At 55.6% G+C, this 19,476-nt stretch carries 19 protein-coding genes, 1 tRNA gene and 1 riboswitch; of the genes, 10 read left to right on the top strand and 10 right to left on the bottom strand.

Translation table 11 applies throughout. The features are described from left to right. Positions 1-110 precede the first annotated feature (110 nt). The 3 genes from WBY09_RS09360 to WBY09_RS09350 all read right to left on the bottom strand — a co-directional run bounded on the left by WBY09_RS09360 (position 111) and on the right by WBY09_RS09350 (position 2,007). A tRNA-Pro gene (locus WBY09_RS09360) sits at positions 111-187 on the bottom strand. Positions 188-349: 162 nt separating this feature from the next. Continuing rightward, positions 350-796, bottom strand: a complete 447-nt coding sequence (locus tag WBY09_RS09355; protein ID WP_008890893.1) for a DUF192 domain-containing protein — start codon at positions 794-796, stop codon at positions 350-352. Continuing rightward, on the bottom strand, positions 793-2,007 hold the full coding sequence (locus WBY09_RS09350; RefSeq protein ID WP_336232582.1) for an acetoin utilization protein AcuC: 1,215 nt from the start codon (positions 2,005-2,007) through the stop codon (positions 793-795). Before WBY09_RS09350 ends, WBY09_RS09355 begins: the two co-directional genes overlap by 4 nt. Before the next feature lie 187 nt (positions 2,008-2,194). On the opposite strand from WBY09_RS09350, the gene WBY09_RS09345 reads away from it, so the two are divergent. Beyond that, on the top strand, positions 2,195-3,283 hold the full coding sequence (locus tag WBY09_RS09345; protein ID WP_336232580.1) for an alpha/beta hydrolase family protein: 1,089 nt from the start codon (positions 2,195-2,197) through the stop codon (positions 3,281-3,283). Between the two features lie 43 nt (positions 3,284-3,326). Here WBY09_RS09345 and WBY09_RS09340 read toward each other — a convergent pair whose 3' ends face one another. Further along, the gene (locus WBY09_RS09340) at positions 3,327-4,457 is read right to left on the bottom strand and encodes a citrate/2-methylcitrate synthase (protein ID WP_197145096.1); all 1,131 of its coding nucleotides are present in this window, start codon (positions 4,455-4,457) and stop codon (positions 3,327-3,329) included. 93 nt (positions 4,458-4,550) lie between these two features. On the opposite strand from WBY09_RS09340, the gene WBY09_RS09335 reads away from it, so the two are divergent. The 6 genes from WBY09_RS09335 to WBY09_RS09310 all read left to right on the top strand — a co-directional run bounded on the left by WBY09_RS09335 (position 4,551) and on the right by WBY09_RS09310 (position 10,910). Beyond that, positions 4,551-5,906 (top strand): CoA transferase, encoded by a 1,356-nt coding sequence (locus WBY09_RS09335; protein ID WP_197145097.1) that lies wholly within the window; start codon positions 4,551-4,553, stop codon positions 5,904-5,906. A gap of 69 nt (positions 5,907-5,975) precedes the next feature. Continuing rightward, a riboswitch (TPP riboswitch) is annotated at positions 5,976-6,087 on the top strand. After that, positions 6,078-6,863, top strand: coding sequence for an ABC transporter ATP-binding protein (locus tag WBY09_RS09330; protein WP_197145098.1), 786 nt, complete (start codon positions 6,078-6,080; stop codon positions 6,861-6,863). (Overlaps the previous riboswitch by 10 nt.) Then, positions 6,860-7,672 carry an ABC transporter permease gene (locus WBY09_RS09325; RefSeq protein ID WP_197145099.1) on the top strand — a complete coding sequence of 271 codons (813 nt, stop codon included), beginning with the start codon at positions 6,860-6,862 and terminating at the stop codon, positions 7,670-7,672. Before WBY09_RS09330 ends, WBY09_RS09325 begins: the two co-directional genes overlap by 4 nt. A gap of 78 nt (positions 7,673-7,750) precedes the next feature. Further along, positions 7,751-8,704, top strand: coding sequence for an ABC transporter substrate-binding protein (locus WBY09_RS09320; RefSeq protein ID WP_197145100.1), 954 nt, complete (start codon positions 7,751-7,753; stop codon positions 8,702-8,704). 210 nt (positions 8,705-8,914) lie between these two features. Then, a complete protein-coding gene (locus tag WBY09_RS09315; RefSeq protein ID WP_336232578.1) occupies positions 8,915-9,967 on the top strand; it encodes an MBL fold metallo-hydrolase in 1,053 nt (350 codons plus the stop codon). Between the two features lie 91 nt (positions 9,968-10,058). Continuing rightward, a complete protein-coding gene (locus WBY09_RS09310) occupies positions 10,059-10,910 on the top strand; it encodes a hypothetical protein (RefSeq protein ID WP_252723921.1) in 852 nt (283 codons plus the stop codon). Positions 10,911-10,945: 35 nt separating this feature from the next. Here the strand turns inward: WBY09_RS09310 and WBY09_RS09305 are convergent, their stop codons facing one another. After that, the gene (locus WBY09_RS09305; protein WP_336232577.1) at positions 10,946-12,259 is read right to left on the bottom strand and encodes an NAD(P)/FAD-dependent oxidoreductase; all 1,314 of its coding nucleotides are present in this window, start codon (positions 12,257-12,259) and stop codon (positions 10,946-10,948) included. Positions 12,260-12,361: 102 nt separating this feature from the next. Here WBY09_RS09305 and WBY09_RS09300 point away from each other — a divergent pair, with 102 nt between their 5' ends. Further along, the gene (locus tag WBY09_RS09300) at positions 12,362-13,516 is read left to right on the top strand and encodes a trans-sulfuration enzyme family protein (protein WP_336232576.1); all 1,155 of its coding nucleotides are present in this window, start codon (positions 12,362-12,364) and stop codon (positions 13,514-13,516) included. A gap of 35 nt (positions 13,517-13,551) precedes the next feature. Continuing rightward, entirely contained in the window at positions 13,552-14,601 is a 1,050-nt protein-coding gene (locus tag WBY09_RS09295; RefSeq protein ID WP_336232574.1) for a ChaN family lipoprotein, read from the top strand. Positions 14,602-14,632: 31 nt separating this feature from the next. On the opposite strand, the gene WBY09_RS09290 is transcribed toward WBY09_RS09295, so the two are convergent. The 5 genes from WBY09_RS09290 to WBY09_RS09270 form a co-directional block, all read right to left on the bottom strand. Further along, the gene (locus WBY09_RS09290) at positions 14,633-15,193 is read right to left on the bottom strand and encodes a Panacea domain-containing protein (protein ID WP_336232573.1); all 561 of its coding nucleotides are present in this window, start codon (positions 15,191-15,193) and stop codon (positions 14,633-14,635) included. Positions 15,194-15,315: 122 nt separating this feature from the next. Beyond that, entirely contained in the window at positions 15,316-15,762 is a 447-nt protein-coding gene (locus WBY09_RS09285) for a hypothetical protein (protein ID WP_336232572.1), read from the bottom strand. 127 nt (positions 15,763-15,889) lie between these two features. Beyond that, positions 15,890-16,417, bottom strand: coding sequence for an adenine phosphoribosyltransferase (locus WBY09_RS09280; RefSeq protein WP_008890908.1), 528 nt, complete (start codon positions 16,415-16,417; stop codon positions 15,890-15,892). A 161-nt stretch (positions 16,418-16,578) separates the two neighbouring features. After that, positions 16,579-16,812: a hypothetical protein gene (locus tag WBY09_RS09275; RefSeq protein WP_008890909.1), complete on the bottom strand. Its 234-nt coding sequence runs from the start codon at positions 16,810-16,812 to the stop codon at positions 16,579-16,581. Positions 16,813-17,141: 329 nt separating this feature from the next. Beyond that, on the bottom strand, positions 17,142-17,408 hold the full coding sequence (locus WBY09_RS09270) for a hypothetical protein (protein ID WP_008890910.1): 267 nt from the start codon (positions 17,406-17,408) through the stop codon (positions 17,142-17,144). A 247-nt stretch (positions 17,409-17,655) separates the two neighbouring features. Between WBY09_RS09270 and WBY09_RS09265 the strand changes: the two genes are divergently transcribed. After that, entirely contained in the window at positions 17,656-19,368 is a 1,713-nt protein-coding gene (locus WBY09_RS09265) for a methyl-accepting chemotaxis protein (protein WP_120224917.1), read from the top strand. Positions 19,369-19,476 lie beyond the last annotated feature (108 nt).

Raw genomic sequence — 19,476 nt, 5'->3', positions numbered from 1 at the left:
TGATGGCAGTTAAGCGGGTCTCTCTAACCCCTGCTATCAGTTCATCTTTTACACCTTTTATCGTGACTTGGAAATCCCGTTGGGCATCCGAAAAACGATAAAAGGGGAAATGGTCGGGAAGGCGAGATTCGAACTCGCGACCCCCTGCTCCCAAAGCAGGTACGCTACCAGACTGCGCTACTCCCCGACGCGGATGTGGATTTAGCACCATCTTGCTGGGTGGGCAAGACCGCATTGCGTGTTTTTATCGAAAATATGACACAAAAACCGACGCAAAAACCAAAGGCCGCAGATATCACCTGCGGCCTTGCTATTGCTGATTGATTGCGTGGCGTATCGAAGGTGCTACCTAGCGCGGCAGTCCTTCGACCTTTTCACCAACTTCAAACCCCATCCGGTCAGATGAACCACCATTGAGTTCAAGCACAAAGCGCACAGGCCTTGGCGATGGAATTATGGTTTCTGATTGCGGCACGGTGCGCTTTTCAATGCCGACAATCGTGCCATCGGCCGCGATGAACAACATATCAAGCGAGATAAAGGTGTTTTTCATCCACATCGAAATGTCGCGTGGTCCGCCGAAATCAAACAGCATTCCGGCGTCTTCAGCCATTTCGGTACGGAACATCAGGCCGCGTGACCTTTCTTCGGGTGTGATGGCCAGTTCAACATTGAACACTTCGCCATCAACAAGAAGACGCGACCGTTCATAACCGGTTGCCTTTGCATTCAGCCCGGCAACAACCGCCGCGCTAACAAAGCACACAACCAAAGCCATCTGAAAGAACGACTTCATACCCCATAACCTCTTAGTCTTTTGACGCGATCCCGGACCTCGTCCCGGATGGCGCCACCCCGCCATGGATCCGCAAGCGTTGTGAACAACTCACTTGCCGGCTGTCTTCCACGACTATGCGCCCATTTTATGACACGCAGGATATTTTCCGCTGTGATGGGTAACACATCAGGTATTTCGATCCCGTTAATGGTTGCCCACACCCCTGACCAACAGCGTGCAACGCCATATGGACTATATCCTCCGCCGCCAAGAACAAGACTTCGGGGCGCCAATCGGGTCATCGCCCCCACGACTTCCCAGATCGACTGATTGCCCAAAAGCTGTCTGGACAGTGGATCTTCTGCGAGAGTATCACATCCACATTGTAAAACAATAGCTTGGGGCGCAACACTTAATCCAAGCGGAATCAAATATTCAAAAAGGATGAAACGCATCTCGTCATCATGCATGCCGCCCGGCATCGGAAGGTTGCGCGCCATACCGCCTGCAATGTCATCAATTGCGCCGGTCTTGGGCCAGAGGTCTTCCTGATGGATGGAAACAGTCAGTACGCGTTCATCCTCGGCAAAGGCGATCTGCACGCCATCGCCGTGATGGGCATCGATATCAACATAAAGCACACGGTCCAACCCGCTATCAAGCAAGGCATAAATGCCCAGAACCGGATCGTTGAAGTAACAGAACCCCGATGCCCGATCGCGCAAACCGTGATGGGTGCCCCCTGCCGGATGATGAATGATCCCGCCATCCTTGATCAGGTTGGCCGCCATCACCGATGATCCGGCGGCAGTCGCCGGACGCCGGAAAATTTCCGGATAGATCGGATTGCCATTCTTGCCCAGACCAAACCGCTCCATCAGCTCGACGGGCAGCGATTGATCGCGCTCGGCCTGCATGACGGCGGCGATATAGTCCGGGTCATGGAACCGTGCGAGCTGATCGGGTGTTGCCACCGGCCCGGTCAGATAGGTGGTCTCATCAACCCACCCCAGCGCATGCACCATATCAACCACCAGCGACACACGCGGTATCGCCAGCGGATGTTTGGGACCATAGCTTGATCCACGATAAATCTCGGCCGCAATCATGCGCGGGGCAGGATCGGCAATACGGTGGTCAGGTATCTCGTCAGAAAGGATCACAATTGCACGCAGGGCAGATTTGGTTGCAGTGCCGAAAGCATTGACCGTTTCATGATGCTCTTTCAAGTTCTGTTTTGTGCAATTCCAGGCTCAGGACCTAGCGCCTTGCACTTATGATCCGGATGCTTTTGGGCTAAACACCTGATTTCATCGACATAACCGGTTGCAAGGCGATTGACGGGCCCCCTGACTTCTCGCAATCTGCGAATAGTGCCAAATCGTCCTTGCTGCCACCAACCTGAAAGGCTGTGCCGTGCCATCGCCTCGCCGCATTCGTTACCGCCGCCTTGTCAGGGTGGCGATTGTTCTGTTTGTGCTGCTTGTTGCTGTTCCCGGAAGTCTTGCGCTTGTCGGATTGTCTGACTTTGATATCAGCAACCGCCCGACCAAACAGATCAGCTTTGCACACGAAGATGCTGTTCTGTCTGGCAGCCTGATCTTGCCAGATGCGCAGCATACAGGCCCGATTGCCCTTCTGGTTCACGGCGATGGTCCGCAGGACCGCTTTGCGGGCGATGGCTATTTGCCCCTGATCAATGCCCTGCTCGATCGCGGGATCGGTATTTACAGCTGGGACAAGGCCGGCGTCGGCGAAAGCACGGGAAACTGGCTTTCGCAATCCATGAATGACCGCGCAAACGAGGCCGTTGCAGCATATGAGGCCATCAAAACCGCCCATCCCGACAGCGGACAACAAATCGGCTTTGTCGGTTTTTCCCAGGCGGGCTGGGTGATCCCCAAGGCATCGCGGACGATCCCGGACAATGCCTTTAATGTCATCATTGGCGGGGCGGTGAACTGGCAAGACCAGGGTGCTTATTACACGCGTCAACGCCTGCTGGCTGGTGGCGCAACAAAAGCCGATATCACCCGTCAGCTCGAACGCAATCAGGTTCGCGACAGCGTGATCTTTGCGCCCGATGCAAGTTACGAAACCTACCTCGCAAACAGCAATGATCCATCACCGATGGCATCGGACCGGTACGAATTCGTAAAACGCAACATCACATCTGACGCAAAAGCAGACCTGGCAAAACTTGAAACACCGACACTTGCCATGTGGGGGCATGATGATCTGAATGTGGATGCAAAATCCGATGCGAATATCTATCGCGATATCCTGATCGGGCGACATCCTGAAAATGAGGTGGCTGTTATCCCCGATGCCACGCACGGGCTGCTAAGAAGCAATCTGTTCAACTACCAGCTCAGTCGCGAGATGCCGACATCCCGCCAGATGCTTTATGTTGCCCTTGGCCGGTATGCCTATGCGCCCGGCACGTTTGACAAGATCGCGGGCTGGATCAAGCAGGTGGTTGAGGCTTCGACCCCGTACAGATGACGCAAGGGTCAGATGTAACTTATGCTGCACAATCTGGATCGCATCAGGACACGCTGGCGCGTGGCCGAATGATCTTGCCACTTTTGCGCTGTTCAAAAAGATGCGCGATCCAGCCTGCCATGCGCCCAACGGCAAAAATACCAAGTCCTGCCCCCTTCGGCAGACAAAGTTCGCGTTCAATCAAGGCCAATCCGAAATCAAGGCTGGGATGCTGCCCGGTATTTTGCACGACCTCATTTGCAATGCGCGCCCAGAAGGCATCGCCAGTCTGACCACTGGCCTGCATGAGTGCACGGGTGCGCGGATCGCCATCGGGGTAAAGCGGATGACCAAACCCCGGCGGCACATGATCGGGATCAATCTTGCCGCCAGCTTTTTCGACCTGATCCATCCACGCCCGACATCTCGGTGTCAGGCCGCCATGGCGCGTACCCGACAGGGTCGACAACCCCGCCATCAGGGATGCCGGTATGGTCGCCCCGGCCGATGCAGCAACACGCACCGCATAGGCCGATGCATTAAGCTCGTGATCGGCACAAAGTACCAGGGCCCGACGCAACAAGTCCGGTGCATTTTCATGATCTGACCATGCGTTTGCCAGGACCAAATGGATCGGGCTTTTCCCGTCGCCTGAGACCCCGGCAGCGGCCAGGGCGCCCAGCCGAACGATCCGTGCGGCGGTCGGGCGACCATCACCACGGGGCGATCCGGTCATCAGCTCTGCCAGCATCGCCACCATGCGCTGAAGCGCCAGGTCACGTTTGGCCGGAACAAAATCCGGTGTGGCATTCAACACAGGATCGCATCGAAGCCCTGCCAAAAGACCGGCCGCGTCCTCAAGCGTCATGGTGCGGGACAGTTCGACGGCGTTTTGACCACGATAGTAAAACTGCCCATCGGCAATGCGGGTGATGCCCGACACCAGGATCGGCTCCCCCCAATCAATGGTCGAGGCCGCAACAGATTGCCGTGACCGTCCACGTCGTTTCCGATCATGCAGTTTGGCGACATCGCGCCGGTCATACAGGCTTTTGCGTGCATCACCCGGATGGGCAACAGCGCGCACAATACCCCGACTGACATAGGCGTAAAGCGTGTCGCGCGATATGCCGACCTGCGCGCACACATCTGCTGCCGACAATGTGCAGAATGATCCGTCATCGATTTTTTTCATATTGATTATCTTGATCAAGATTGACGATTTGTCCAGTCCGGCATGATGCTTTGATCACTACTGGTTCCGCCCCTTGAGAAAGGAAACGCCATCATGCCCAACCGGTTCACACCCCAGATCGCCAATGCCCTTGGTCTATCTGACCAACCTGTAATCACGACCATCGGCACAGATGTCTTGCCGTCCTATTTCGCAGTCACCGAACTCGCCTGCGCGAGTATCGGGATGGCCGCCGCGATGATTTCAAACTGGCGCGCCCTTGAAACCGGATCAGACGCACCGGTAACGGTTGATCAGCGGCTGGCGTCGAAAGGGTTCAGTATGACAATCCGCCCACAAGGCTGGACATTGCCAAACGTCTGGGACCAGCTGGCGGGCGACTATCAAACGCGTGACGGGTGGATCCGGCTACATACCAACGCGCCACATCACCGCGCGGCGGCACTTTCTGTTCTGGGCGATTACGAAACCCGCGATGATCTGGCGATGGCTGTGCTGGATTGGCAAAGTGACATGCTTGAAAACGAAATTGTCGCGGCCAGTGGATGTGCCGCAACCATGCACAGCCTTGAGGAATGGCAGGCACATCCGCAAGGAATATCCATCGCTACCGATCCACTGATCTGCTGGGACCAGCACGCAAACACCAATGTCGCCCCCGCGTCAATTGACCCGGCCCGCCCGCTTCGTGGTATCCGCGTTCTTGATCTGACACGTATCCTGGCCGGCCCCGTCGCCGGTCGTTTTCTGGCGGCTTATGGTGCCGATGTGTTGCGCATCGATCCGAGGGGCTGGGACGAAGGTGCGGCCATTCCCGAAGTCACACTTGGCAAACGCTGTGCGGGACTTGATCTACGGGACCGGGAAGACCGAAAACTGTTTGAAGACCTGATTAGCGGTGCTGACATCTTGCTGCATGGCTATCGTCCTGACGCCCTGTCCGAATTGGGGTATGACGCCAAAACGCTGCGCGCGATTAACCCGGCGCTGATTGATGTGACGTTGTCTGCCTATGGCTGGACCGGGCCGTGGGCCAAACGACGCGGGTTTGACAGCCTCGTGCAAATGAGCTGCGGCATTGCCGATTGGGGGATGGAACAATCAGGGTCGAAAAAGCCCCTACCGCTTCCGGTTCAGGCCCTTGATCACGCGACGGGATATTTGATGGCGGCCAGCGCAGTTCACGCCCTGATCCGCCGCGCCGCCCATGGCGAGGTCACAACCGCCCGCCACTCATTGGCCCGAACGGCACATATGTTAAGCAAGACAGCGACACCTGACTGCCTTGGCATGATCGCCGCGGAAACAGATGCCGATATTGCCCCGCATTTTGAAAACACAGACTGGGGCCCAGCCCGGCGCATCGCCTTTCCGGTCAGTATCGCAGGAACACCGCATCACTGGGATCATCCGGCGGGAAAGCTGCATCGTCATGGCGCGCACTGGTAAGCTGTGATCAGGATCAAGTCCAAGAACTGTTACAAAACTTGACGGCAGCGATTTGTCTGCGCATAGTCCCCTGATCTCCGGGGGGGCCGATCGTAAATCGGCTGAGAGGTTCGGTGTTGCCGAACGACCCTTTGAACCTGAACCGGTTAAGACCGGCGTAGGAAGGATCGAATGCGCAGCACAGAACACGCGCCCCAGATGGCGCAAGACAATCCAACCAGATTTGATATTGCGCTCCGTGCGGCCCGCGTGGCTTTCAACGGCGTCGATATTTTCCATGATCTCGACCTGACCTTACAGGCGGGCAGTTTTACCTGTCTACTCGGCCCAAGTGGTGTCGGCAAAAGCACGCTTTTGCGCTATTTCGCAGGCCTCGTCGAAGGCGATGTTAGCGGTACCATCACCTGTTCGGACAACATCGCGCTTACCGGTCGGGTCGCCTATATGGCGCAACAGGACCTGCTCTTGCCATGGCGCAGTGTTCTCGAGAATGTGGTGCTGGGTGCTGTCCTACGCCACGAAAAACCCGATTATGAGAAAGCCTCACATTTACTGACCGAAGTCGGATTGCATGACGCGGCAAACCTCCGCCCGGCTGAACTGTCCGGTGGCATGAAACAGCGTGCGGCCCTTGCCCGCACATTGATGGAAGATCGCCCGGTCGTTTTGATGGACGAACCGTTTTCGGCCCTTGATCCGCTCAACCGCCTGCGCTTGCAGGAGCTGGCCGCACGGGTGCTGCGGGGCAAAACGGTGTTGCTTGTGACCCACGACCCGCTTGAGGCATTGCGCCTTGGCGATCGCGTGCATGTCCTGACCGGCAGCCCGGCACGCTTGCAAGACGCCATCACGCCCAAGGGCCAAAGCCCGCGCAACATTGCCGATCCCGAAATCCTGGCACAGCAGGCCGAACTACTCGGCCAACTTGGTGCCGAGCGGTCGGAGGGCGCAGCATGAGCACGCAAAACAATCCTCATACCAATAAAAAAGCACTGTCGGAGCAACGCTGGCTGATCCTTGCGCGGCCGCTGATTATTATCATTGCGCTGATTGCCACTTGGCAAATGTTGGTGATTGTTACCGGTGCGCCGAAATACATGCTGCCACCGCCTGCAGATGTCTGGCATACCCTAATCGCGCGTCATGCAGTCCTGTTCGATCATGCGAAATATACCATCGCTGAAACCGTGATCGGCCTGTTTGCCGGTGCTGCCCTTGGCACGCTGGCCGCGATCCCTATGGCGCTGTTTTCGCCGGTGCGTTTCTGGCTGATGCCGATCCTTTTGGTTTCGCAGGCGATCCCGTTCTTTGCCCTGGCGCCGCTTCTGGTTCTCTGGCTCGGCTTTGGGCTGGCGTCCAAAATCGCCATGGCGGCCCTGATCATTTTCTTCCCGGTCACGGTTGCGTTCTTTGACGGCCTGTCACGGACCGAGACCGGCTGGCTCGATCTGGCGCGCACCATGGGGGCCAGTCGTTGGCGACTTTTGACCCATATTCGACTGCCCGCCGCCCTGCCCGCCTTTGCATCTGGTTTTCGCGTTGCCACCGCCGTTGCCCCGATCGGGGCGGTGATTGGCGAATGGGTCGGGTCCAGTCACGGCCTGGGTTATCTTATGCTGCATGCCAATGCGCGGGTTCAGATCGATATGGTCTTTGCCTGTCTTCTGATCCTGTGCGCGTTTTCTATCACGCAATATTTCATTGTCGATCGCGTGCTGCGCGCGGCCTTGCCATGGCAACCCGACAGCCTGAAACCGGTTCGGTAAGACACCACACGCCGGCCTGTTTGGCAGCGTTTTAAATCCTCATACTATTTATTTGGCGCATCTTACGGAGGTTCATCCATGTCACGCCTTAAATCCATGATCACCGCGACCGCACTGGGCGCACTTGTTCTTGGAACGTCTTCAACCGCCTTTGCCGCGGACAAGCTGGTCATTCTTCTGGACTGGTTTGTGAACCCCGATCACGCACCGCTGATTGTTGCCAAGGAAAAGGGCTTCTTTGCCAATCATGATCTGGATGTCGAACTGATCGAACCATCCGATCCGTCCGCCCCGCCACGCCTTGTTGCCGCCGGTCAGGGCGATGTCGCGGTGAACTATCAGCCGCAGCTTCATGTCCAGGCGGCCGAAGGCCTGCCGCTGACGCGTATCGGCACACTGGTTGCCACCCCGCTTAACAGCCTGATTGTCCTTGAAGACGGCCCGATAAAGGAAATCGCCGATCTGAAAGGCAAGAAGATCGGTTATTCCCTGGCCGGATTTGAGGATGCGCTTCTGGGCACCATGCTCGGCAATCATGGGGTTTCGATTGACGATGTCGAGCTTATCAATGTGAACTTCTCGCTTTCGCCGTCGCTGTATTCCGGCCAGGTCGATGCGATCATTGGCGGCTATCGCAATTTCGAGCTCAATCAGATGGAAATCGAAGGCAAACCGGGCAAGGCATTTTATGTCGAGGAAGAGGGCGTTCCGCCCTATGACGAACTGATCCTGACCGTCCGCAACGACAAGGTCGATGACCCGCGTTATGCCCGCATGCTGGCCGCCCTTGAAGAAGGCGTGCAGTACCTGATCAACCATCCTGATGACAGTTGGCAGGCCTTTATTGCCGCCTATCCGAACCTTGATGATGAACTCAATATCAAGGCATGGGCCGATACCCTGCCGCGCTTTGCGCTGCGTCCGGCAGCCCTTGATAAGGCGCGCTATGCCCGCTTTGCCGATTACATGGTCAAACAGGGTCTGATCACCGAAAGCCCGGCGCTTGAGAGCTATGCGACCGTGATCGAATAAAATTCAGTCCCCCCTGCTTTCGCAAGGCTCGCCCCAGCAACTGCGAAAGCATTGGTCTGCACCCCGCATGGGCAGACCACCAAGAAAGGCCGGAATGTGTGTCCCGCGTTCCGGCCTTTCGCTTGCGCAGGTCAAACTCCCAGTTACCTTATGGTCACCCGCGTAAAATGCAGAATGGCGACCACATTCAAACCGGATCAGGACCCAAAAGTGCAGCAGCAAACAAAACCAGCCCATCACACCGATAACGGCTTTGAAAACCGTCACCCCCTGCCCGATCCGGTCAAACGGTCGTTCTGGCATTTCCTGAAACGGCGCTATTTCGGTGATGATAACTGGCCGAAGGCCAAACATCAGGTCGGTAAAATCCCCACCGAAACACCTGATCATGACGCCATCCACAACCCGGATCCCAAACGCATGCAAGTCACATGGGTCGGCCATGCCACGGTTCTGGTGCAATATGGCGGGCTCAATATCCTGACCGATCCGGTGTTTTCTGACCGCGCATCACCGTTCAAACGCGTTGGACCGAAACGCTATACCCGACCGGGCCTTGCCATCGATCAGTTGCCCAAGCTTGATCTGGTGTTGCTGTCACATAATCACTATGACCATTTTGACCTGGCCAGCCTGACGCAGCTTGGCAATGCGCCGCGCTATGTCCTGCCACTGAAAAATGGTCCACTTCTGGAAAAGGCGGGCATTCGTGCTGATCGCTATGTCGAATTGGATTGGGATGAAAGCCATCATCACGATGACCTGAAGATCACCCACGTGCCATCAAATCACTGGTCAAGCCGCACTACCAAGGATCGCAAGGAAATGCTGTGGGGTGGCTATATCCTTGAATTCGGCGATGGCTACCGGTTCTATTTTGTTGGCGATACCGGCTGGAACGAAACCCTGTTTAACGAGATGGGCGAAACCCATGGCGGGATTGATTTCGGCCTGATCCCCATCGGGGCCTATGACCCGCGCGACTTCATGCGCAATGCACATTGCAACCCCGAAGAAGCCATTCAGATCATGCAGAAAATGGGCGTCAAACAGGCGCTTGCCATTCATTGGGGCACGTTTGTCCTGACAGCTGAGCCGGTAGATGAGCCGCCGGTCCGGTTAGCGGCAGCCCGTAAGGATAGCGGAATTGCAGATGGCGATTTCGTTGCCCCACCAATCGGGGCGACCCGGTTCTTTGATGGCAAAGCCGCACCCGCATCGACAACCACGCAAAAGGTCGAGCATACGGCGTCTGGCTCATAGCTGCCCTTTCAAGTTCGGTTTGGTGGTTTTTCAAACTGCATGCTAAGCATCAATGATTGCGTCACAAAACCGTAACATTGGTCGCCCCGCCATGAGTTTGACTGTCTTTCTTGCTGTAATGGGCGCTGCCCTGATGCATGCCGTGTGGAATGCACTGGTCAAGGGTGGCTCGGACAAATTGATGAACATGACGGCGATCGTGCTGGGTCATACGCCGATTGTTCTGATCCTGTTGCCGTTTGTTGACCTTCCTGCCCCCGAAAGCTGGCCTTATCTGCTGACGTCCCTTGGGCTTCATATCGGCTATCAGTTGTTTCTGATCCTGGCTTATCGTTTGGGCGATCTCAGCCAAGTTTATCCGATTGCACGCGGGTCTTCGCCGCTGATTGTTGCGGCGGTGTCCGTGTTGATCATGGGGGTTACCCTGCATGTCAGCGAGTGGCTGGCGATTGTTATCATCGGGGTTGGTATTATCAGCATGTGCATAACGCGACAAGCCGATGGCATGCGTAACCGCAATGCTGCCCTTGCCGCGATCATTACCGGTTGTTTCATCAGCAGCTATTCACTGGTGGATGGCACCGGTGCACGACTGGCTGGCACGGCACTCGGGTATTACAGCTATCAGACGATTGGCAACGTTGTGATCTTTGCCGTGATCGTGACCTTCATGCGCCCGCGTATCCTTGCCGATATCGCGCGATCTGGCAAAAGGGTCTTTGCGATTGGCGGCACCGCGTCCTTTGCGGCCTATGCCACTGTGATGTGGGCCTTTACACAGGCACCGATCCCGCTTGTCGTCGCCCTGCGGGAAACCGGCATTGTCTTTGCCCTTTTGATCGGGGTGTTCTTCATGGGCGAGAAGCTTAACCTTGTGAAGCTGTCCTCGACCATGATGACGCTGGGCGGGGCGATTATCTTGCGACTGGCACGTAGCCTGTAACCGCCCTTGCCCACTATCAGTTTCAGAACACGCGATCAGACCCGTGTACGCGGCGTGCGGCGAGTACCGTCTTCGAACCGGGAAAGCTCCATCCCCTTTAGCGTGATGGATGGCTGCCCGGTGGTGATCCAGTCTGCCAGCACCTTGCCAACCACCGGCCCCATGGCAAAGCCATGGCCCGAGAAGCCCGATGCGACAAAGAAGTGTTTGGGATTGTCGAACTGATCGATCACCGGCACGGCATCCGGGGTGACATCAATGTCGCCCGCCCAGGTATCGACGATGCCGACTTTCTTGATCTGTGGCAGGACCTTTTGCAGGTTGCGCATCGCGTTTTTAATCCGCACCTCATACGGCTCAGCCTGGTTGGTGCGTCGCCCGATCATGGGTTGCCGTGATGCATCTGATCCCGGCATACGATCGACCAGATCATCAAAGAACCGCTTGTTAAAGTGGAACTTGAAGGTCGCCCAGTTATCAAACAGCCCCGGCATGAAATCACGGGCGTATTTAAACCGGCCCAGGGTCAAATCAATGTCGGTCATGAATTCATCGGCGATGTTCATTGATCCATCTGCGCGTTGACGAAACGCCAGCCCAGCCGCCAGCGTGCCCGCAGCCGAAATATCGGGCACGGGTGTGGTACGGATCACCGTCCCGCGCGTAGTTTGTTGCGGCAAACGCCGCCCGAACTTGGCGACGAATTTATGCGTCGCAGCCCCGGCCGCACAGATGACGTATTTGCATTTGATTTCGCCCTGTTCGGACACCACCGAACTGATCGCCCCGGCCTCTGTTTCAATCGAAAGCGCGCCGCAGCCCTCGGCAATCACAGCACCCAATTCACTGGCGCGTTTGGCGATTGCCGGTGCGGCCTTTTTCGGTTCGGCCTGCCCGTCTGATGGCGTGTAGATCCCGCCAACACCAGGTGTTGTGATCCCCGGTGTCAGTTTTTCGACCCCTTTGGGGTCAAGGACCTGGGTTTCGATGCCAAAGTGCTTGGTGTCGTTAATCCAGCCTTCGAATTCCGACATTTCCTTGTCATCGCGGGCGACGAACAGCACTCCGCCCTGGCGCCATTCCAGATCGGCATTCAGTTCTTTTTCAAGACCTTGCCAGATCTTGTTGCATTCAATCATCAATGGCAACTCTACCGGATCGCGGCCCTGTTGGCGGACAAAGCCCCAGGCACGACCGGACTGGTGTGACGCGATGGTATCCTTTTCCAGAAGCACGACTTTCATGCCGGCCTTGGTCAGGTAATAGGCGCTGGAGGATCCGTGAATGCCGCCGCCGATGACAACGACGTCGCATTCCTTGGGCAGGGTGATTTTGGGATAATTCGTCATGTGGGGACCTAAAGATCAATATTGGTGGCAAATCAATTTGGTGTGTGGCGGGAACCACGTTATGTTGCGCGCCAACAAATCTCAACCAAATCAGGTGCCACCATGTCTGATCATGCAAAAAAACAGTCCCCCGCCACCGTAAGTGCACAGGCGCTTGGCTGGGTCGATGAAGCCACCAAGTCCGTCACGCCGCCGCTTTATCCGTCAACCACGTTCGAACGCAACACGGATCTGAGTTACCATGACGGGCGCTGCTATACGCGCGCAGACAACCCGACCTATGATCAGGCCTGTGCAGTCCTGAATGAACTTGAAGGCGGTTCTGAAACCCGCCTGTTTGCATCGGGCATGGCGGCTGCCGTCGCGGTTTTGCATGCATTGAACCCGAGTGATCATGTTGTCGCCCCGAAGGTAATGTATTGGGCCCTGCGCAGCTTCATGCTGGATAGTGGTGTGCGTGCCGGGCTGACATTTGATTTTGTTGATAACGCCGATATTGCCGATTGGGACAAGTACATTGTTGCTGGCAAGACCAAGCTGGTCTGGCTTGAAACCCCGGCCAACCCGGATTGGCAAATCACCGATATCGCCGCTGTTACCAAACTGGCCAAGGCCGCTGGTGCTATTGTTGCGGTTGACAACACTGTTGCCACGCCGCTTCTGACCCGTCCGATTGATTTTGGTGCCGATATCGTCATGCATTCGGCGACCAAATATCTGAACGGCCACAGCGACGTTTTGGCGGGGTCCCTGACCACTGCCAAGGATAGCGAGTTCTGGCAGCGTGTTTGCAAACAGCACGCATCTGGCGGTGCCGTTCTTGGCGTGTTTGAAACCTGGCTTTTGCTGCGCGGGATGCGCACCCTTTCGATCCGTGTGGAGCGTGCCAGTGCCAATGCCATGGCGATTGCCAAGCATTTCGAAAACCATCCGGAAATCGAGCAGGTTCAGTATCCTGGCCTTGAAAGCCATGTTGGTCATGACATTGCCAAAAAGCAGATGCCAGGTGGTTTTGGCGGGATGTTGTCGCTGCGCGTCAAGGGCGGTGAAAAGCGTGCGGTTGATTTCCACAACCAGTGCAAACTGTTTAAACGCGCGACATCGCTTGGCGGGGTTGAGAGCCTGATCGAACATCGATCCTCGGTCGAAGGGCCGACCAGCCCGGTACCGGCAGACCTTCTGCGTCTTTCGGTCGGGATCGAAGATTGTGGTGATCTTGTTAACGACCTTGAAACGGCCTTGCGCTTAAGCAAATAAGACACATCCGTTTTCAATCAGGAATCAACTGATCGATGCCCAAGTCGATGCCGATCCAAATCGCAGTCAGATCATGGACACGTGCCGTCAAACGCACTGTCGGTATCTCTGTGGTTGCGCTGGCATCGACTATCCTTCCCATCGCCCCGACGGTTGCGCATGATAGCAATACCCCCCAGGGCAGTCTGACCGACGTCAATGCCCTGCCCCCGGCGCCGGGTTTGATTTTTGACGTGGTGGCAGGCGAATACATCATGTTTGATACGCTGGTCGAACGGCTGTCAGGTCGCAAATACATCCTGATCGGTGAAAAGCACGACAATCCCATTCATCACCATCATCAGGCACAGTTGGTCAATGCACTCAGCAAGTCGGATGAACGTGAACGTGCGATTGTCTGGGAAATGTTTACCCGTGATCAACAGGCATCGCTTGAAGACAGCTGGCAGATGCTTCCGGTTTCGGAACTCGGACCGGCGATGGCGTGGGAAGATCGCGGTTGGCCGTCATGGCATGACTACGCGCCGATTGCGCAGGCTGCACGCGACAACGGTTTGATGATGGTGGCGGGTAATCTGCCGGATGACCTGCTTAAACCCATGATCAGCAATGGCAACGATGCCCTGCCCGATGATCTGGCGGCCAAGCTTGATTTGCCAGATATGCCGACAGAAATACTTGATCGCTTCAATGTCGAAATCGCTGAGGGGCATTGCAATATGTTGCCCGAAAGCATGCTGGGTGGTTTTTCCGCCGTTCAGTTTGCCCGCGATGCGTCTCTTGCCCGTGCAATGAGCGATGCGGCAAATATTGACGGCATTGATGGTGCCTTCCTGATTGCAGGCGCCATGCATGTCCGCCACAGTATTGCCACCCCCTGGCATTTGCAGCGCTATGAACCGGATCTTGAGGCACGCGATATCGCAGTCGTCAGCCTGATCGAGGCAGATGATCCCGGCCCGGACGCGTCAAGCGTCGAAGATTACGCCATGCGGTTTGGCGCACCCGACGATATCGATTTCATGTGGTTTACCAATGACATCGCGCGTGGCGATCCGTGCGAGAACCTGGGGATGGGGCAATAACCCCAAAACCCGTTCAGCCAAGCTTTTCGGACTACTTGATCTTGCGCGGCAACCAGTCGGTGGTCGCAACCGGTTTGCCTTTGTGAGAGCGCATGACACGCGGGCGCACGACTTCCTTGGCCTCGGGCGTGGTCGCGGTTTTCCGGACCGAGGCATAAAATTCAACCAGTTCGTCGAACGGGATGATCGTTCCGATCCCTTCCTTGTAGGCCTTGGTAAAGGGTGGATGATTGCGCACGGTCACACTGAGATGTTCGACCGTGTGATGACCAAACTGCGCCCAGATGCTTTCAAGAAAATGGATGGTTTTCGGATCAACCGATTTTAGCCGCACATCAGGCCGGGTTTCTTCCATCACGGCATAAAGGTTCGGTTCGACCGGGCCGAATTCCTCGGCGACAAAAATGGCGGGCATCAACATGTTGCCGTGATAGTTCGCGCCGTAATAGGCCTGCGCCAGATACAACAAACGATGCAGTTTTTGCGGCTGCAGATATTCGTTGTCATTGAGTGCGAGGTCAATGAACCTGAATGCGGCATCAAATACCGTATTAAGAACCGGCTTGTTCTTCATGCTGTGCCCGATGGTCATGGGATACGATCACGTGTTGCCAAGGATCATAAAACCTATGGCAGATACCAACAAGCATCACCGATCAGGTTTTTAAATTTTCGGGGAAAGTAGCGGTTTGAAGTGCCTATGGGCAGGCATCCCTAAACGGTCGCATCCAGATGCTTGCCGCGCACGCCCACACCGTGGGCCACCGCATTGACCACAGCATAAAACGATGTACCGCTATTGGCCGACAGATCAAACGAGATCGACGGATCAAGCAGGCTGGCAAAATCGATCTCGCTGGGCAAATCAACAGCCCCCTCGCGATCACTTGCGCGACGGGCAGCCGACAGGTTGCGCTGTTCGGTGCGCTGGTCTTTCTGTTCGCCGGGATTGCCCTGCCCCGATTGACGTTTGTTTTTGCCATCGACATAGGCATTAAACAGAATACCGTCATCATCCGGGTCATAGGTGTAGTTCTGAGACGATGCCTCAACCTGATTGTCCCGGTCAGCCGTCGCCACACCGCGCGCACCGGCAGGCGCAAGTCGGCCATACTGGCCAACCTGTGAAACTGTCTGTGCGTTTTGGACCGGTGCGATCATGTTCCTCTGCCTTGGCGAAAGACCGATATGGGCTAAGACCTAATTCAACCCATGCATTATACATGAATATATAGTGATACGGCAGGAAATTCGCAATTCCTGCCACTCACCCTAGTTTCGCGGCGTCTTAATCGCCTTCGAATTCGACCAAATGGAATTCTTCGATACCGCGATCGCGGATTTTCTGCGCCCCGCCAAGATCGGGCAGATCAATGATAAAGGCGCACCCTGCGACCTCTGCCCCGATCTTTTCGACCAGATCAATCGCGGCAAGAGCGGTACCACCTGTTGCAATCAGATCATCCATGATCAGAACGCGACTGCCCGGTTTGACGGCATCCTTGTGAATTTCGATGACGTCGGTGCCATATTCGAGCTCATACTCGACACCGACCGTTTCAGCCGGAAGCTTGCCCTGCTTGCGGATGGTGACGAAACCGACACCAAGGGCCACGGCAACCGCCGGACCGATGACAAAGCCACGCGCTTCGATCCCGGCGATCATGTCGATCTTCTTATCCTGGAATTCGGCGGCGAAACTGTCGATCACTTCGCTAAGACCATACGGATCCTCGAACAGCGTCGTGATATCCCGAAACATGATGCCCTTTTTCGGGTAATCGGGAATGGTACGAATCAACGACTTGATCGACATGGGATACTCCGGCCAGATATCAGGAAAAACGACGTCGCAGATCAAAAGCCATGACTGTCACGGCCAGATCACATACGGCGTCACTTGATGCCTGAAACAGAGTGAATTGGCAAGGTACATCCCATCATCCGTACCTTGCCAGAGCCGAGTTTTTAACCGCGTCAAGCCGCGTGCGGTGTGGACAGGCGCGGGTTGATATGTGCGACAGACGGTACCGCCGCAACAAAGTCATTGGCGAGCTTCTTGCTGATTTCTGCGCGTGTTCCACGCGGCAAGCCGGTTTGCGCCGCCTGACGATTGCCCCAAACGGCCCGGTAAAGGCGATAATCATGGTCGTTGATCTGACCGAATACTTTTTCGACTTCCATCAGAGTCTGGACGTAACTCTTTTTCATGTCAGTCATCCTGTTGCTCGTTGGTTTTCGACGGTTTTGCCCATCGAATTTTGTCGCATCCATTTATGTGATGCGGCGTTTACAGAAGCCATATAGTCCTAACTTCATGGCCGCTCAACTGCAGCACGGTGACAAGATCAGGAAGAATTTGTGACAGTTTGCCCAATTCTTCCGATGTCCCAAAATAAGCCTTTCCTGAGGTTAGAAGATTTGTGCCAGTTTGCGGCTTACCAGCCATATAAAAACGGCCCGTCTTCAAAACAGAAGACAGGCCGAAAATAATTCAGATCTATACGCAAACGACGCGCCCAGAACGCTAGGCTCAGGACCTAGTTCAGTTTTTTGGCGGCTTCGGCCTGTTTGGCTTCTTCGTCGATCTGCTTTTGCAGGGCATCGCCATATTCACCGTAAATCCGCCCCTCAAGCGACAGCTCCAGAAAACGGATGTAGTCGTTTTGGTCAGTGATCTTTGCACGCGCGACTTCGATCACGTCAAACGGGCTTGCCGCATCCAGACCGTATTTGCGGATCAGTCCCAGCATTTCTGCGGTGATCTGATCAAGCTTCTTGCGGGTGTCGCTATAGGAAAGCGTCATCAGATTGTCCTGTGTATCGAATGTGTTTATTGGGCTGCTTATGCCTGTTTGTCGATGGGCTTGCAAGCCCCGCAACGTTGAAAACAGCGCGTTTGGCGATACGAACTATACCAATTCAATTCGCCCCGCTTGAGGCATATCAAAGCACTTTTCCCGCGATCATGCATGGTTCACAAGCCCGCGAAACAGAACAAAAAACATCCTGTTCCGTCGGGTTTATTGAAGCCTATGCCATCGGGGAGTTACCATGCGCATCCTGTCTGCCTTCAACGCCATGAGCATTCGCAAACGATTTATGTGGGCGTCCGCATTTGGCGTCTCTACCACCGTGATTATTGCGCTTTTGATGATGACTGTGGTCGAGGAAAAAGCCATGGATGAAAAGCTTCATCAGCTAAGTGAAAACGAGCTGACGTCGCTGCATGCGCTGATTGTCAATGTGATGGCTGCCCGCCCCGATGATGTCGACGATATCGGCATTCAGGTTTTCAACAACTGGTTTGACAGCCGCAATGGCGACTATCCGGGCGAACTCTGGTCCGCATGGGGACCGACCACCATGGCCTATATGGAAGAATTCGGCGAGAAGCCGCTTAAAACCCCGCGCGACGAGATTGATATCGAGGCCATCGAAACCGGCAAGATGATTGGCCGCTATACCGACAATGGCACCTATCGCCTGTCGATGCCGATTGTGCTGGGTGAAACCAAGGGTGCGGATCGCGAAGTCTGCTTTAGCTGCCATGGCGCAATGGAGGCCGACACCGGTGACGTCATCGCCGTTCTATCCTCAAGTCTTTCCGTCGCACCCGAACAGGAAAAAACCAACCGTATCCTGATCGGTATTGTTCTGGGTGGTCTGGCGATTGCGATTGCCACCATCATTGGTATGCGGGTACTGCTGTCGCGTATTGTCACCGGCCCGCTTTCTGATCTGGGCAATGACATGAATGCGCTGGCTGATGGCAATACCAACTTTGAAATCAACGCCTTGTCGCGCCGCGATGAAATCGGCGAAATGGCGAAATCGGTTGATGTCTTCCGCACCAATGCGATTGCCAAAAAACAGATGGAAGCCGAACAAAAAGAAGAATCCCGCCGCCGTGAAGAACGCATGCAAAGCCTTGAACGCCATATCGGCAGTTTCGAAGGCGTGATTGCGCAAATCGTCGGTGCGGTTTCGGCCTCGGCCGAACGCATGCAGACCACGGCACGCGGTCTTGTCGACTCAGCCGACCGGGCCAGCAAGAGTGCAACCACAGTTGCTGCGGCATCCGAACAAGCAACGGTCAATGTCCGTACTGTGGCAGATGCCGCCGACCATCTGTCTGAATCAATTTCCCAGATCGGGGAACAGGCACAGCAATCAACACAGATTGCCGCCGAGGCATCGCGCGAAGCCGCCCAGTCGTCCGAAACCGTTCAGGGTCTATCGGAAGTTGCCAACCGCATTGGTGAAATTGTTGAGCTGATCAGTGACATTGCGGGCCAGACCAACCTTCTGGCGCTCAATGCCACCATTGAGGCCGCCCGTGCGGGCGAAGCAGGCAAAGGTTTTGCCGTGGTCGCAGCAGAGGTCAAAAACCTTGCCAACCAGACGGCCCGCGCAACCAACGAAATTGCCGAACAGATCACGGCCATTCAGGAAGAAACCGGCAAAACGGTAAGCTCGATCGGGGATATTTCGGATGTGATCAGCCGCATCACCGAAATGGTCAACACCATCTCGGCCGCGGTTGGCGAACAATCCGATGCCACCGACGAGATCGCACAAAATGTCGAACAGGCTGCCATCGGCACCCAGGAAGTCAGCAGCAACATCGAACGGGTCAGCAACACCGTCGCCGATACCGATCAGGCTGCCCATCTGGTTCTTGATGTTGCCGAAGAACTTGGGACGCTGTCCAACGATCTGCGCGCGCAGGTCGATCAGTTCCTTGCCGACATCCGCAGCAGCTAGGCACAAACCTGCGCTGAAATCGCGCACCATTGACCGGCGGCAAGACAGTTGTTTTGCCGCCGGTTTTGGTTTTGGCAACCATCGGATGAACCGAACTTATGCCAGAAG

It is taken from the genome of Thalassospira sp. CH_XMU1458, assembly GCF_037027205.1.
Taxonomy (GTDB): Bacteria; Pseudomonadota; Alphaproteobacteria; order Rhodospirillales; family Thalassospiraceae; genus Thalassospira; species Thalassospira tepidiphila.
The sequence above is the reverse complement of the archived record's forward strand: the minus strand, read 5'-3'. Positions and strand labels throughout refer to the sequence as shown.

Coding starts and splice junctions, on each gene's coding strand:
- WBY09_RS09355 (WP_008890893.1), bottom strand. CDS start 796: ATGAAGTCGTTCTTTCAGATGGCTTTGGTTGTGTGCTTTGTTAGCGCG.
- WBY09_RS09340 (WP_197145096.1), bottom strand. CDS start 4,457: ATGAAAAAAATCGATGACGGATCATTCTGCACATTGTCGGCAGCAGAT.
- WBY09_RS09335 (WP_197145097.1), top strand. CDS start 4,551: ATGCCCAACCGGTTCACACCCCAGATCGCCAATGCCCTTGGTCTATCT.
- WBY09_RS09330 (WP_197145098.1), top strand. CDS start 6,078: ATGCGCAGCACAGAACACGCGCCCCAGATGGCGCAAGACAATCCAACC.
- WBY09_RS09325 (WP_197145099.1), top strand. CDS start 6,860: ATGAGCACGCAAAACAATCCTCATACCAATAAAAAAGCACTGTCGGAG.
- WBY09_RS09320 (WP_197145100.1), top strand. CDS start 7,751: ATGTCACGCCTTAAATCCATGATCACCGCGACCGCACTGGGCGCACTT.
- WBY09_RS09310 (WP_252723921.1), top strand. CDS start 10,059: ATGAGTTTGACTGTCTTTCTTGCTGTAATGGGCGCTGCCCTGATGCAT.
- WBY09_RS09305 (WP_336232577.1), bottom strand. CDS start 12,259: ATGACGAATTATCCCAAAATCACCCTGCCCAAGGAATGCGACGTCGTT.
- WBY09_RS09300 (WP_336232576.1), top strand. CDS start 12,362: ATGTCTGATCATGCAAAAAAACAGTCCCCCGCCACCGTAAGTGCACAG.
- WBY09_RS09295 (WP_336232574.1), top strand. CDS start 13,552: ATGCCCAAGTCGATGCCGATCCAAATCGCAGTCAGATCATGGACACGT.
- WBY09_RS09290 (WP_336232573.1), bottom strand. CDS start 15,193: ATGACCATCGGGCACAGCATGAAGAACAAGCCGGTTCTTAATACGGTA.
- WBY09_RS09285 (WP_336232572.1), bottom strand. CDS start 15,762: ATGATCGCACCGGTCCAAAACGCACAGACAGTTTCACAGGTTGGCCAG.
- WBY09_RS09280 (WP_008890908.1), bottom strand. CDS start 16,417: ATGTCGATCAAGTCGTTGATTCGTACCATTCCCGATTACCCGAAAAAG.
- WBY09_RS09275 (WP_008890909.1), bottom strand. CDS start 16,812: ATGAAAAAGAGTTACGTCCAGACTCTGATGGAAGTCGAAAAAGTATTC.
- WBY09_RS09270 (WP_008890910.1), bottom strand. CDS start 17,408: ATGACGCTTTCCTATAGCGACACCCGCAAGAAGCTTGATCAGATCACC.
- WBY09_RS09265 (WP_120224917.1), top strand. CDS start 17,656: ATGCGCATCCTGTCTGCCTTCAACGCCATGAGCATTCGCAAACGATTT.